The organism is Sphingobium subterraneum (assembly GCF_014199435.1).
GTDB classification, from domain to species: domain Bacteria; phylum Pseudomonadota; class Alphaproteobacteria; order Sphingomonadales; family Sphingomonadaceae; genus Sphingobium; species Sphingobium subterraneum.
The window spans coordinates 1,285,118-1,298,795 of sequence record NZ_JACIJP010000001.1 but is presented as its reverse complement, the minus strand read 5'-3'; the positions used below and the strand labels follow the sequence as shown (position 1 = coordinate 1,298,795).

Sequence of the window (13,678 nt, the reverse complement as noted above, 5' to 3'; positions counted from 1 at the left end):
GTTCAAGCCTTCTTCTGGCGTTTGATTTCGGTACGGACACTGTGGCCCAATGCATCGGCGATCAGCGCACCCTGTTCGGCAAGGTGGCGCTTGGCGAGGCCGGTAGCGGGAGACGCCGCCGCCTTGCGCCCGGCATAGCGCGCGCGCATTGGCGCCTTGCCCGCCATTTCCAGAGCTTCCTCGATATAAGGTTCGACGAAGAACCACGCGCCGTTGTTGCGCGGCTCTTCCTGGCACCAGATCACCTCTTTGAGGTTTGTCATCCGCTTCAGGCGAACGGCGAGCGCTTCGGTGGGGAAGGGGTAGAGCTGTTCGATACGGACGATCTGCGTGCCCTTGTCTCCCGCCGAGTCGCGTGCCTCGATCAGGTCATAGGCAACCTTGCCGCTGCACAGCACCAGGCGCGTGGTGTCCGCATCGGGCGCCGGGTTGGTGTCGGACAGGATGCGCATGAAGTGGTTGTCGCCGAGGAAATCCTCGACATTGCTGACGGCCGCCTTGGAGCGCAGCAGGGACTTGGGCGCCATGATGATCAATGGCTTGCGGAAGGGACGCAGCATCTGGCGACGCAGGATGTGGAAATAGTTCGCCGGAGTGGTGCAGTTGGCGACCTGAATATTTCCCTCCGCGCAGAGCTGGAGGAACCGTTCCAGACGCGCCGAGCTATGTTCCGGTCCCTGTCCCTCGTAGCCGTGAGGCAGGAGGAGAACGAGGCCATTGGCGCGCAACCACTTGGACTCCGACGAAGAAATATACTGATCGATCACGATCTGCGCACCGTTGGCGAAATCGCCGAACTGCGCTTCCCAGATGACGAGCGACTTGGGGTCAGCCATGGCATAGCCATATTCGAAACCGAGCACGCCATATTCGGAAAGCGGGCTGTCCAGCACCTCGAACCGGCCATGCGGCACGGTGGAGAGCGGGATATATTTCGCTTCCGTGTCCTGATCGACCCAGACGGAGTGGCGATGGCTGAACGTGCCGCGCCCGGAATCCTGACCCGACAGGCGCACGCCATAGCCTTCGGTCAGCAGGCTGCCGAACGCCAGCGCTTCACCGGTTGCCCAGTCGAAGCCGGCGCCAGTGCGGAACATCTCCGCCTTGGCCTCCAGGATACGGCGCAGCGTCTTGTGGACGTTGTGCCCTTCCGGAACCGTGGTCAGCGTGCGGCCAAGGCTGTCGAGCAGTTTCTTCTCGATCGCGGTGTCGACATTCTTGCGAGCGGTTTCGATGTCGGCGGGCTGGTGCAGGCCGGACCAGCGCCCCGCGAACCAGTCGGCCTTATTCGCCTTGTAGCTGGCCGCCGCCTGGAATTCGCTTTCCAGATGATCGGTGAAAGCGGTCGTCACCTCAGCGGTGAAGCCGTCGTCAATGACGCCCTGCGCCTTCAGCCTTGTGGCGTAGACCTCGCTGACCGGCGGATGCTGGCGGATTTCCTTGTACATCAGCGGCTGGGTAAAGCTCGGCTCGTCACCCTCGTTGTGGCCGAAGCGGCGATAGCACCACATGTCGATCACGATGTCGCGGTGGAAGGTCTGGCGATATTCGATCGCAAGCTTGCACGCGAAGGTCACCGCTTCGGGATCGTCGCCGTTGACGTGCAGAATCGGTGCCATCACGCCCTTGGCCACATCGCTGGGGTAGGGGGAGGAGCGCGCGAACTGCGGCGAGGTGGTAAAGCCCACTTGATTGTTCACGACGAAATGGATGCAGCCGCCGGTATTGTAGCCCCGGATGCCGGAAAAGCCGAAGCATTCCCACACAATGCCCTGACCCGCAAAGGCCGCGTCGCCGTGGATGAGCACGGGCAGAACCTGCTCATGCTTGCCGAGGTCGCCCCGGAACACCTGCTGAGCGCGCACCTTGCCGAGCACGATCGGGTCGACCGTTTCGAGGTGGGAAGGGTTCGGCACGAGCGACATATGGACGTTGACGCCGTCGAATTCGCGGTCGGTCGATGTGCCCAGGTGATATTTGACGTCGCCCGATCCGCCGACATCCTCCGGGTTTGCCGTGCCGCCCGAAAATTCGTGGAAGATGACCTGAAAGCCCTTGGCCATCACGTTGGCCAGCACGTTAAGGCGGCCGCGATGGGCCATGCCATACACGATCTCGCGCACGCCCATGGCGCCGCCATATTTGATGACGGCTTCGAGCGCGGGGATCATCGATTCGCCGCCGTCGAGGCCGAAGCGCTTCGTGCCGACATATTTCTTGCCAAGGAAGCGCTCGTATTGCTCGGCGTGAATTACCTTGGACAGGATCGCCTTCTTGCCCTCGGGCGTGAAGTCGATGACCTTGTCCGCACCTTCCATGCGGTCCTGCAGGAAGCGGCGCTCCTCCACATCGGCAATGTGCATATATTCCAGGCCGACATTGCCGCAGTAATTGGCGCGCAGAATGTCGACGACTTCGCGCACCGTGCCATATTGCAGGCCAAGCGTACCGCCGAGATAGACTTTCCGGTCGAGCGCAGCACCAGTAAAGCCATGATATTCGGGCGTAAGATCAGCAGGCAATTCGCGCTTGGAAAGGCCCAGCGGATCGAGATTGGCGGCGAGGTGCCCGCGCACCCGATAGGTGCGGATGAGCATCATGGCGCGAATGGAGTCGCTCGCGGCTTCCGCCAGTTCGGCTTCGCCCAGCGCACGACCGGCCGACTTGGCAGCTGCCTTCACGGCGACGGCCATTTGGGTCGGATCAAGCGCGGCGGTCAGATCATCGGTGTCAATCGGGGGCCAGTTGGTGCGTGTCCAGCTTGGGCCTTGCTCGACCTCACTCGCGCCTTCGAATTCCTGACCTTCGTAACCCATGATCCGATCCTTGCCTTCCGGGGAGGGAAGTGGGTCCGGCGATGCCTTACCGCCGGACCATGATATGCGGCATCAGCCGTTTAGTACTTCCAGCAGCGTGGTGCCGAGCGCTGAGGGGCTGGCGGCAACCTTGATTCCGGCGGCTTCCATCGCCGCGATTTTGCTTTCCGCGTCGCCCTTGCCACCGGAAACGATCGCACCGGCATGACCCATGCGACGGCCCGGAGGGGCGGTGCGCCCGGCGATGAAACCGGCCATCGGCTTCTTGCGGCCCTTCTTGGCTTCGTCGATCAGGAACTGAGCGGCCTGTTCTTCGGCGTCGCCGCCGATTTCGCCGATCATAATGATGCTCTGCGTTGCCTCGTCGGCGAGGAAGAGTTCCAGCACGTCGATGAAGTTGGTGCCGTTGACCGGATCGCCACCGATGCCGACCGCCGTCGTCTGACCCAGACCCGCGTTCGATGTCTGGAACACCGCTTCATAGGTCAGAGTGCCGGAGCGGGAAACCACGCCAACGCTGCCCTTCTTGAAGATGTTGCCTGGCATGATGCCGATCTTGCATTCGCCCGGTGTCAGGACGCCGGGGCAGTTCGGGCCGATGAGGCGCGACTTGCTGCCCGAAAGGGCGCGCTTGACGCGGACCATGTCGAGCACGGGAATGCCTTCGGTGATGCAGACGATGAGCGGAATTTCCGCGTCGATCGCTTCGAGGATCGAGTCCGCTGCGAATGGCGGCGGAACATAGACGACCGACGCATCCGCGCCGGTGGCTTCCCTGGCCTGAGCCACGGTGTCGAACATCGGCAGGCCGATATGGGTCGACCCGCCCTTGCCCGGCGTGACGCCCGCAACCATCTGCGTTCCATAAGCGAGCGCCTGCTCGGTATGGAAGGTTCCGGTCGCACCCGTCATCCCTTGCGTGATGACCTTTGTATTCTTGTTGACGAGAATGGACATGCTTCCCCCTTTTTACGGGTGGCGTGGCACTTCAGTTAGCCCCCTCCCACGGCAGCGCACATTTCCTGGGGAGGGGCGTGCAGCTCGTGGTCAGGCGAGGGAGGAGTCGATGCCCTTGCAGGCGACCAGCAATTCCTTCACCGCTTCGACAGAGACGCCCAGGTTCGCCTTGGCTTCATCGTCGAGGGCAATCTCGATGACTTCTTCGGCACCACCGGCGCCGATCACAACGGGTACGCCGACATAAAGGCCGTCCAGCCCGTATTTGCCGTCAACATAGACGGCGCAGGGCAGGATGCGCTTCTGGTCGCGCAGATAGGCTTCCGCCATGGCGATGGCCGAGGTGGCGGGTGCGTAATAGGCCGAGCCGGTTTTCAGCAGGGCGACGATCTCGCCGCCGCCCGAACGGGTGCGCTGGACGATGGCGTCGATGCGCTCCTTGGTGGACTTGCCCATCTTGACGAGGTCGTCGACCGGAATGCCGGAAACGGTGGTGTAGCTGGTGACGGGGACCATCGTGTCACCGTGGCCGCCCAGCACGAACGCGTTCACGTCCTTTACCGAAACGCCGAATTCCCAGGCGAGGAAGGTCGCGAAGCGTGCGCTGTCGAGCACGCCCGCCATGCCGACGACCTTGTTATGCGGAAGGCCGGAAAATTCGCGCAGCGCCCAGACCATCGCGTCGAGCGGGTTGGTGATGCAGATGACGAACGCGTCGGGGGCGTTGTTCTTGATGCCTTCGCCCACGGCCTTCATAACCTTGAGGTTGATGCCGAGCAGGTCGTCGCGGCTCATGCCGGGCTTGCGCGCCACGCCGGCGGTGACGATGATGACGTCCGCGCCCGCGATGTCGGCATAATCGTTGGTGCCGGTGACCTTTGCGTCGAACCCTTCGACCGGACCGCATTGCGAGAGATCAAGCGCCTTGCCCTGGGGAACGCCTTCGACCACGTCGAACAGGACAACATCGCCCAGTTCTTTCGACGCGGCCAGATGGGCGAGCGTACCGCCAATGTTGCCTGCGCCGATAAGCGCGATCTTCTTGCGTGCCATTCAGTCAACCTCCTGCGGGGGCCGGTAATGACCGGCACAAATGAGTTCGCAGTTCGCTTAGGCCTATTTAGTTAAGGATTCAACACTGCAAATGCAGTCGTTGTACTTTATCTCTGCAACTGCGAATTAGTTGCAATAAGTTGGGCGCGGTTCACTGTTCTTCACCATGGCCCAGCGCGAGATAGGCGTCGGATTGCATTTCCAGCAGGCGCGACGCTGTGCGCTCGAATTCGAACGCGCCGTCGCCTGTTGGATACAGCGCATCCGGCTCCGCGTCCGCGCTGGCAATCAACTTCACCTTATACTCATACAGTGCATCGATGAGCGTGACGAAGCGGGCGGCTTCATTGCGCTTTTCGGGGCCAAGCACCGGGATGCCGACGATCATCACCGTATGATAATGGCGGGCGATGGCGAGATAGTCGCTCGCGCCGCGGGCTTCCGCACAGAGCCGCTTGAACGAGAACACGGCGACTCCCTTCAGGCTCTTGGGCACATGAAGCGTGCGATTGCCCTGCACTACCAGGTCAATGGCGGGAACCTTCGCCCGGTCCTCGACCGGATAATCGGTCAGGCGGAAAAAGGCCTCGCTCATCGCCGTCGTTGCGGCAGGTCCGTTGGGAACCTGCCACAGCTTCGCATTGCCCAGCCGGTCGCGCCGGTAATCGACGGGTCCGTTCAGGCTCGTCACATCAAGCTTGTCCTTGATGAGGTCGATGAAGGGCAGGAAGAGCTGACGGTTGAGGCCGTTTTTGTAGAGGTCGTCCGGTGGGCGGTTGGATGTCGTGACAATCGTCACGCGCGCGGCAAGCAGACCGGTGAAGAGCCGCGACATGATCGCCGCGTCGGCCATGTTGTTGACGACCATCTCGTCAAAGCACAGCAGGCGCGCTTCTTCCGCGATGGAAGCGACAACCGGTGGGATTGGGTCGCCCGTTTCGGACTTGCGCGCTTCGGCGAGGCGGGCGTGCACATCCAGCATGAATTCGTGAAAATGCGCCCGCCGTTTGCGACGGACCTGCGCATTCTGGAAGAACAGGTCCATCAGCATCGACTTGCCCCGCCCGACGCCGCCCCACATATAAAGGCCGCGTGGCGGCTCAGGCAGCTTGCGCAGCAGTTTCCACAAGGTGCTGCCGCGCGGAGGAACGGATTCCAGTTCGGCCTGCAAGGCGGCAAGCCGGGCGGCGGCGGCGGCCTGGTCCGGATCAGCGCGCAATTCGCCCGCAGCGACCAGCGCCTGATAGTGGGAGAGGGTGTCGCTCATGGCGCGCCGATTACCCCTTGTCCGCCGATGCGCGCGGGACTTTGCGCAGGACACCGCTCGCCGTCAGCACCAGCGCGCCTTCCTGGCGCAAATCGAGACGAACGAACTGCATGCGTCCCGTCTCGCGGAGAAGCTCAGCCTCTCCCGTCAGCGCCAGCCCCACCCGCGCCGGAGCAGGATAATCGAGATGGAGCGACACCGTCACGGTGCCGCAGCCATCGGGCTGTGCTTCTGAAAACAGACCGAGGCAGGTTTCCGCGTAGGATGCCAGAAAGCCACCGTGCAGATAGCCTAATCGGTTGCCTGCATGAGCGGGCGGCAGGAGGGTGCAGACGATCCGCTCCTGCGTGATCGGCCGCCAAGCTACGGCGGGCCATTGTTCGGGCCATTCACCGCTGCCGCCATGATCCCACAGCGTCCAGCCTGTCGTTTCATCCGCAATCATGGCCCCGGTGTCCGCGGGGATGGTCACATCGCCCGTTCGGCCAGCATCTTCTTGGTTTCGGCGATCGCCTTGGCGGGGGACAAGCCCTTGGGGCAGACGTTCGCGCAGTTCATGATGGTGTGGCAGCGATAGAGGCGGAAGGGATCTTCCAGTTCATCGAGCCGCTCGCCGGTATATTCGTCGCGGCTATCGGCGAGCCAGCGATAGGCCTGCAACAGGATTGCGGGGCCGAGGAACTTGTCGCTGTTCCACCAGTAGCTCGGGCAGCTCGAGGAGCAGCAGGCGCACAGGATGCACTCGTAAAGACCATCAAGTTTCGCGCGATCATCCGGCGATTGCAGGCGTTCCTTGCCCGACGGGGTGGTCGACACCGTCTTGAGCCAGGGCTGGATCGAGCTGTACTGCGCGTAGAAATGGGTGAAATCGGGGACCAGATCCTTAATGACATCCATGTGCGGCAGCGGTGTGATGCGGATCTCGCCCTTGCAATCTTCGATCGCGGTGGTGCAGGCGAGGCCGTTCGTGCCGTTGATGTTCATCGAGCACGAGCCGCAAATGCCTTCACGGCAGGAGCGGCGGAAGGTGAGGGAGGGATCCTGTTCGCTCTTCATCTTGATGAGCGCGTCGAGAATCATCGGGCCGCACTCGTCCAGATCGATCTCGAACGTGTCGTAACGCGGGTTCTTTCCCGAGTCCGGGTCGTAGCGATACACCTTGAACGATTTCACGTTCTTCGCGCCATCCGCCTTGTGAACCGTGCCTTTGCCCGTGATCTTGCTGTTCTGCGGAAGCGTGAAAGTCGCCATGATGTAATCCCTGAAAATGATGCCGCGTGTTAGCGCCTCGCATCGGTCATCTCAAGAGCTAAGGCAGGGGAACCCCAAAGGCAATGTCTGCCCCGCGATTTCCGCGGGCCTCAGGCCAGACCGAGATGCGCCCGCTGGTTGAGAAGGTGGCCCAGCGCGAGGGTGGAAACGCCCAACACAGTATAGAAGGCTTCGCTCGCGCCATGAGGAACGTTCAGGGCGCCGGCCATCATGCCGAGGCCCAGCGATCCGATCGCTGTGGGGAGCATCATGCCATGCTTGAGCGCACCGGTGCCCAGTGCAAAGGCGCCCAGCAGCACCGCGAGGGCGAGGCCGATTTCATGAACGGCGGGGGCGGCGAACAGATGGCCGACGGATGACAAAGCACCAACGAACAGGACTGTCGCCACGCAATGTACGGCACACAGCCCCGACAAGCCGATGGCAAGCCGGTCCCAGAGGGGGCGAGTGGCGAAACTGTCGAGCATCGAATCTCCGTGGACGATGCGCACTATATACGCTCCGAATAGTAAGTTACAACATAACATCAGAGATTAATGTTGTGAGGAGGGAGCCGACGCGCGTTTATGTCCGCGCGAGGATCTGCCGTGTGTCATGTCAGCTTGAAAAAGCGCCGGTTTCGGCTCATGGGGAGCGCATGAACAGCGCCGCTTCTTCGCCTCAGCCCGGCGGATCCCCGCTCTCCTCATCCAGCCGTCCGCGCGCGATTGCGCTGTGGTTGCTGAGCGTGGCAGCGCTGATTTTCGTGATGGTCGTGGTGGGAGGCATCACACGACTGACCGAATCCGGCCTGTCGATCACCGAATGGAAGCCGGTGACGGGCGCCTTGCCGCCGCTCAATGACGCGCAATGGCAGGAGGCATTCGCCAAATACCGGCAGATCCCCGAATATCGCGAGATCAACCGGGGGATGAGCCTCAGCGACTTCCAGTTCATTTTCTTCTGGGAATGGTCGCACCGCCTGCTGGGGCGGTTGATCGGGGTGGTGTTCGCCGTCCCCTTGGCGTGGTTTGCGCTTCGCCGGGCGATCCCGTTGGGCTACGGGCCGCGCCTGACCGCCATCCTGGCGCTGGGCGGGCTGCAGGGCGCGATCGGATGGTGGATGGTGGCATCCGGCCTGGTCGACCGTACGGATGTCAGCCATTATCGGTTGGCGGTACATCTGATCACGGCGCTCTTCATCATGGCCGGGTGCATCTGGACGGCGCTCGACCTGCGCGCACTGGACCGGGACGGGCACGCACGCCCGGCGCGGCTGGTCGGTTTTGCGCGGATCGCGGCGTTGGTGCTGCTCGTCCAGCTGATCTGGGGCGCCTATGTCGCCGGTCTGGACGCCGGATATGTCGCCAACACCTGGCCGTTGATGAACGACCATATCTTTCCGGAGGGGGTCGATTGGGGGCGTTCGCTCTGGGGCATTGTCAGCGATGATCCTTATTTCGTGCACTTCTTTCACCGCTGGTGGGCCTGGGTGACCGCGCTGGTGCTGATCCTGCTTGCGCGGCGGGCGAAGAAAGCAGGGCATCGTGTGCCGTCCATCGCTCTCAACGCCTCGGTGGGAACGCAGATCCTGCTGGGTATCGTTACGGTGATGAGCGGGATCGCGTTGCCGCTCGCCGCGCTGCATCAGGCCGTCGGGGCGCTGGTTGTTGCCGCTACCGCGTTGGCCGCGCACAGCATCGGAGTGCAGCGAAAGGCCTGATCGGTGTAGTGTGGTATTATTTTACCCGTCCGCTGATGCGCCGTTTTGCTTGACTCTTTGGCCCTTCGCAGTCATTAGCGCGCATCTTCCGACGAGCGCTTGACGCGGATCGGTGACCATCAACAGGAGTTTTCGGGCCATGAAGGCGCTGATGAAAACGACCAAGTCGGCCAATCCGGCAACGGTTGAAAAGAAGTGGGTATTGATTGACGCGGACGGGCTGGTTGTCGGTCGCGCGGCATCGATCATCGCCAATATCCTGCGCGGCAAGCACAAGCCGAGCTTCACCCCGCACGTCGATTGTGGCGACAATGTCATCATCATCAACGCCGACAAGGTGAAGTTCACCGGCAAGAAGCTGACCGACAAGGTGTATTACAAGCACACCGGCTATGCGGGCGGTATCAAGGCGATCACCCCCGCGAAGGTGCTGGAGGGCCGTTTCCCCGAGCGCGTGCTGGAAAAGGCGATCGAACGCATGATCCCGCGTGGCCCGCTTGGCCGCCAGCAGATGCGCAACCTGCGCATTTTTGCCGGGTCCGAACATCCGCATGAAGCCCAGAACCCGGAAGTGATCGACATCGCTTCGCGCAACCGCAAGAACAAGGTGGGTGCATAATGACCGATAACCGCCAGTCCCTGTCCGACCTCGCCGGTCTGACGTCGGCTTCTCCCGCCCCCGAAGGCGATGTTGCCGTTGCGCCCGCCGCTCCGGTCGTGAATGACACACCGCTGCGTAGCCAGGAAATCGACAGCCTTGGCCGTGCCTATGCGACCGGCCGCCGCAAGGATGCCGTTGCGCGCGTATGGATCAAGCCCGGCTCGGGCAAGGTCACCGTCAACGGCCGCGATCAGGAAATCTACTTCGCCCGTCCGACGCTGCGCCTTGTCATCAACCAGCCGTTCAGCGTTACCGACCGTGAAGGTCAGTATGACGTGATCTGCACCGTCAAGGGCGGTGGCCTGTCCGGTCAGGCCGGCGCGGTCAAGCATGGCATCAGCCAGGCGCTCACCAAGTACGAGCCCGCGCTGCGCACCGCTGTGAAGCGCGAGGGTTTCCTGACGCGCGACAGCCGCACCGTGGAACGCAAGAAGTATGGCAAGGCGAAGGCGCGCAAGAGCTTCCAGTTCTCGAAGCGTTAATTCTTGCTGCAGAAGCAAACAGAAAAGGGGCCGGGAACGGCCCCTTTTTTGTGTTGGCGCCCGTCTGTCTAATCATCCGTTAACCAGCCACTGGCATGTTGAGTTTTCATTAAATCGATTGCAAAAGGGCCGCCATGCACAGTCTTATGAACCTGATCAACGACCATGAAGCGCTCCACAAAATGGCGCATGACATTCTGGCGCTGACCTGTGGGAAACCGGACCCTGCCGCAGGATATGAAATGCTGACGACCTTTGGCAAACGGCTGGAGGCGCATTTCCTGGACGACGCGGATTTCCTTTATGACGATCCGACCTGCACGCGCCCGACCTCTCTGGATGATGCGGTCAGAAAAGTGGAAAGTGCCTTTGCCGAACTCAAGACCCGGTGGCGGACCTACCGGACCCAGTGGAGCGCAGACAATATTGCGCAAGACTGGGAAGGATTCGCGCAGGATTCCGCTGCCATCATGCACCGCATTCTGGACCGCATCGCGCAGGAAAACGCGGTGCTCTATCCGCTCGCGCTCCAGCATTCACGCATCCGCCTTCGTGCCGCCTGAACGAAAACGTTTCAGTCCGCCAGAATGAAGTCCAGCGCGGCCTTGGCGTGGATCGTGGTGGAATCGTAGATGGGCAGAACGTTGGCCCGCACGTCGACGATCATTTCCAGTTCGGTGCAGGCGAGGACCGCCGCCTGCACCTGTTGTTTGGCGATGTCGGTGAGTTCGGACTTCATAAACCGCTCGGACTCGCGGGTGGCCTTGCCCATCATCAGTTCGTCGTAGACGATTGTGTCGATACGCTCGGCCAGTTCCATGTCGGGTGGCAGAAGCGACACGCCGCGTGATACCAGGCGCTGCCGGTAAAATTTCTCCGTCATCACATTGCGCGTACCGACAAGCGCGGCGGTCTTGATGCCATCCTTCTGCATCTTCTCGGCCACCGTGTCGGCGATGTGGATGATGGGAATCGTGACAGCAGCCGCCACGCGGTCGTAAACGGTGTGCATCGAGTTGGCGCAAATGACGAGGCCTTGCGCGCCCGCCGTTTCCAGCCGCCGTGCGGCGTCGACGAGCTGGCTGCTGGTGCAGTCCCAGTCCTGCGCGCTTGTGCAACGGGCGACTTCCGCGAAATCGAGACTTTCGATGAGAAGCGGGGCGCTGTGCAGCCCGCCGACCTGTCGGGCGACGCCCTCGTTGATGATCTGGTAATAGCGCACAGTGGAGGTCCAGCTCAGCCCCCCGATCAACCCGAACTTCTTCATTCTTTCATCCAGTATTGTAAGTGCGACATCACGATGTGGTCTGCTGCTCTATCCCCCTAACCCGGGGTGCCGCAAGCCGCGATGCCGTGAAATTCGTTGCGGGTCAGCGCAGGACCGCCAAAGCCTTGCCCATCCATTCCCAAATTCCGTCGGACGCGGGCGATTTGGGCGCAGGGGGAAGATGGCCGATGCATTCCAGGCAGGAGGCGCGAACCGCAGGCCCGTCGATCATCCCGCGCGCATCGGACACCGCCTGCAACGCCCAGAGTCGCTGCCGCGCGGCTGCGCGGCCCAGCAGATCATGTCCTGATGCGGCGCGGTTTTCGGCATTGTCGTCGCGCATTGCTTCGAGGAAGCGGGTGAAGCGGTCAGGCTCCTGTTCGATATAGGTCGGACGGGCAGATGCGGGGTCGATCTTTGCCCGCCTCGCGGCTTCGGCGATGGCGTCTTCCAGCCCCCCGAAGCGGTCGATCAGACCGATCTTTCGTGCCGTACCGCCATCCCAGACGCGTCCCTGTGCGATGGCATCCACGCGGGCAGGGGAGAGCTTGCGCGCCTGCGACACGATGCCGATGAAGCGGCGGTACATGTCCTCCACGCCCAGCTGCGCAATGGCGTTGAACTCGGGGCTGACCCCGCCGAGCACATTGGGCTCGCCCGAGAGGGGCGTGGTTGTCACGCCATCACTGGTAATACCGATCTTGGCGAGCGTGCCTTCGAAGCTCGGCAATATGCCGAACACGCCGATGGAGCCGGTGATAGTCGAGGGTTCGGCAAACACCGTGTCTGACAGGGTGGTCACCCAGTATCCTCCCGATGCCGCGACATTGCCCATCGATGTCACAACGGGCAGCCCCTGGGCTTTGGCCTGCGCGATCGCGGTGCGGATCTGTTCGGACGCCAGCACCGATCCGCCGGGCGAATCAACGCGGATCACCAGCGCCTTGAGATTGTTCTGGGCGAGGGCCTTGCGCAGGAGCAGCGCGATGCTGTCGCCCGCCGCGGCTCCTGGTCCCGCTTCGCCGTCGACAATGTCGCCCGCAATGGTGAGCACGCCGATCGGGCCATTGTTCGATGGCGTTTTGGCCCGGACATAGTGGGAAAGGTCGATGGCGGCAAAGCCCGGCCCTTCCGGATTGTCGTCCTGCCCGGACAGTGCAGCGACGCGCTGGGCAAAGGCGGTTTCGTCGCCGACTTTGTCCACCAGCCGCGCGTTGAGAGCAGCCTGCGCCATGTTGCCGCCTGTAACACGCGCTGCTGCCAGCATATCGGCGGTATAGGCCGCCAGCTGCGCACGGGGACGGGCTTTGCCAACCTCGTTGCGCCAGTTTTGCCAGAGGATATTGTCGAGCGCCTGATTGGCTTCGCGTGCGGCGGGCGACATGTCGGGCCGCAGAAACGGTTCGACGGCGCTCTTATAGGTGCCGACGCGATAGATATTGGCGGTGATGCCCAGCCGGTCGATCAGTCCCTTGAAATAGAGCTGGGATCCGCCTGGGCCGCTGATGGCGACGCCGCCGATGGGGTTGATCCACACTTCGCTGGCGTGGGCCGCCAATTGATAGCCGTCGTCCTCGTACGCGGTTGCGAAGGCGAGCACGGGTTTGTTCGCGGCACGGACGGCGTCAAGCGCCCGTCCGACGCGGCTGAGCGCGACCTGTCCGCCGCCCATGAACCCGTCGAGATTGAGAACCACCGCCTTCACGTTGGCGTCCGTCCGCGCTGCTTCGAGCGACGTCACAAGATCGCGCAACCTGTACTCGCGCAGCGGCGCGCGGTTGCCCGAAAGGATGGCGATGGGATCTTCGGCGCTGGGTTGTTCGACGATCGTCCCGTTAAGATCGAGCAGAAGCGCGCCCGCCGTGACCCGCGCCTGACGCTCACCGGTGGAAAACGACAACGCCGCGTAGAGGAAACCGAAGAACAGCAGGAGGAAGAGGAGGACAAGCATGTCCTTCACCCCCCGGATGAACCGCCATACCGCCTTCAAGAAGTTCATGATCGCCGCCTGCCTGTGTGTCGCCCGTCCGCTTTATCCTACCCGCGATCGACGGCAAGAAAAACCCGCCGGTATGAGGGCGAAACACCTTCATGCCGACGGGTTGCAGGCCGTTGTTGGCCAGCCGTTAGAAACGGTAGCCGATGGGGTGAAGCAAATTCAGAGAAAAAATCCTCTCGCCTCTTGATCACTCCCCCGCTCG

The 13,678-nt window shown here is 62.3% G+C and carries 14 protein-coding genes; 5 read left to right on the top strand and 9 right to left on the bottom strand.

The genetic code is table 11. The features are described from left to right. Nucleotides 1-2 precede the first annotated feature (2 nt). From FHS92_RS06275 to FHS92_RS06245, 7 genes are all read right to left on the bottom strand, one after another. Nucleotides 3-2,816, bottom strand: coding sequence for a 2-oxoglutarate dehydrogenase E1 component (locus tag FHS92_RS06275; protein WP_184078472.1), 2,814 nt, complete (start codon nucleotides 2,814-2,816; stop codon nucleotides 3-5). Between the two features lie 72 nt (nucleotides 2,817-2,888). Next, the gene (sucD, locus tag FHS92_RS06270) at nucleotides 2,889-3,773 is read right to left on the bottom strand and encodes a succinate--CoA ligase subunit alpha (protein WP_184078470.1); all 885 of its coding nucleotides are present in this window, start codon (nucleotides 3,771-3,773) and stop codon (nucleotides 2,889-2,891) included. Between the two features lie 90 nt (nucleotides 3,774-3,863). Then, nucleotides 3,864-4,826, bottom strand: a complete 963-nt coding sequence (gene mdh / locus FHS92_RS06265; RefSeq protein WP_184078468.1) for a malate dehydrogenase — start codon at nucleotides 4,824-4,826, stop codon at nucleotides 3,864-3,866. A gap of 151 nt (nucleotides 4,827-4,977) precedes the next feature. Next, nucleotides 4,978-6,093 (bottom strand): cell division protein ZapE, encoded by a 1,116-nt coding sequence (gene zapE, locus FHS92_RS06260; protein ID WP_184078466.1) that lies wholly within the window; start codon nucleotides 6,091-6,093, stop codon nucleotides 4,978-4,980. 10 nt (nucleotides 6,094-6,103) lie between these two features. After that, nucleotides 6,104-6,565 carry a hotdog domain-containing protein gene (locus FHS92_RS06255; RefSeq protein WP_184078464.1) on the bottom strand — a complete coding sequence of 154 codons (462 nt, stop codon included), beginning with the start codon at nucleotides 6,563-6,565 and terminating at the stop codon, nucleotides 6,104-6,106. After that, nucleotides 6,562-7,344: a succinate dehydrogenase iron-sulfur subunit gene (locus FHS92_RS06250; protein ID WP_184078462.1), complete on the bottom strand. Its 783-nt coding sequence runs from the start codon at nucleotides 7,342-7,344 to the stop codon at nucleotides 6,562-6,564. The genes FHS92_RS06255 and FHS92_RS06250 overlap by 4 nt, the downstream gene beginning before the upstream one ends. 110 nt (nucleotides 7,345-7,454) lie before the next feature. Beyond that, complete coding sequence (locus FHS92_RS06245) at nucleotides 7,455-7,832, bottom strand: MerC domain-containing protein (RefSeq protein WP_184078460.1); 378 nt, start codon at nucleotides 7,830-7,832, stop codon at nucleotides 7,455-7,457. A gap of 170 nt (nucleotides 7,833-8,002) precedes the next feature. On the opposite strand from FHS92_RS06245, the gene FHS92_RS06240 reads away from it, so the two are divergent. From FHS92_RS06240 to FHS92_RS06225, 4 genes are all read left to right on the top strand, one after another. Then, nucleotides 8,003-9,067: a COX15/CtaA family protein gene (locus FHS92_RS06240; protein ID WP_184078458.1), complete on the top strand. Its 1,065-nt coding sequence runs from the start codon at nucleotides 8,003-8,005 to the stop codon at nucleotides 9,065-9,067. Between the two features lie 139 nt (nucleotides 9,068-9,206). Further along, complete coding sequence (gene rplM / locus FHS92_RS06235) at nucleotides 9,207-9,686, top strand: 50S ribosomal protein L13 (RefSeq protein WP_184078456.1); 480 nt, start codon at nucleotides 9,207-9,209, stop codon at nucleotides 9,684-9,686. Beyond that, nucleotides 9,686-10,210 (top strand): 30S ribosomal protein S9, encoded by a 525-nt coding sequence (rpsI, locus tag FHS92_RS06230; RefSeq protein WP_184078454.1) that lies wholly within the window; start codon nucleotides 9,686-9,688, stop codon nucleotides 10,208-10,210. The genes rplM and rpsI overlap by 1 nt, the downstream gene beginning before the upstream one ends. Before the next feature lie 134 nt (nucleotides 10,211-10,344). Beyond that, nucleotides 10,345-10,773, top strand: coding sequence for a hypothetical protein (locus FHS92_RS06225; protein ID WP_184078452.1), 429 nt, complete (start codon nucleotides 10,345-10,347; stop codon nucleotides 10,771-10,773). Nucleotides 10,774-10,784: 11 nt separating this feature from the next. On the opposite strand, the gene FHS92_RS06220 is transcribed toward FHS92_RS06225, so the two are convergent. Both FHS92_RS06220 and sppA read right to left on the bottom strand, forming a co-directional pair. Continuing rightward, the gene (locus FHS92_RS06220; protein WP_184078450.1) at nucleotides 10,785-11,477 is read right to left on the bottom strand and encodes an aspartate/glutamate racemase family protein; all 693 of its coding nucleotides are present in this window, start codon (nucleotides 11,475-11,477) and stop codon (nucleotides 10,785-10,787) included. Between the two features lie 103 nt (nucleotides 11,478-11,580). After that, nucleotides 11,581-13,476, bottom strand: a complete 1,896-nt coding sequence (gene sppA, locus FHS92_RS06215) for a signal peptide peptidase SppA (RefSeq protein ID WP_184078448.1) — start codon at nucleotides 13,474-13,476, stop codon at nucleotides 11,581-11,583. On the opposite strand from sppA, the gene FHS92_RS06210 reads away from it, so the two are divergent. Then, nucleotides 13,427-13,663, top strand: a complete 237-nt coding sequence (locus FHS92_RS06210; RefSeq protein ID WP_184078919.1) for a hypothetical protein — start codon at nucleotides 13,427-13,429, stop codon at nucleotides 13,661-13,663. The two genes, sppA and FHS92_RS06210, sit on opposite strands and share 50 nt — an antisense overlap. Nucleotides 13,664-13,678 lie beyond the last annotated feature (15 nt).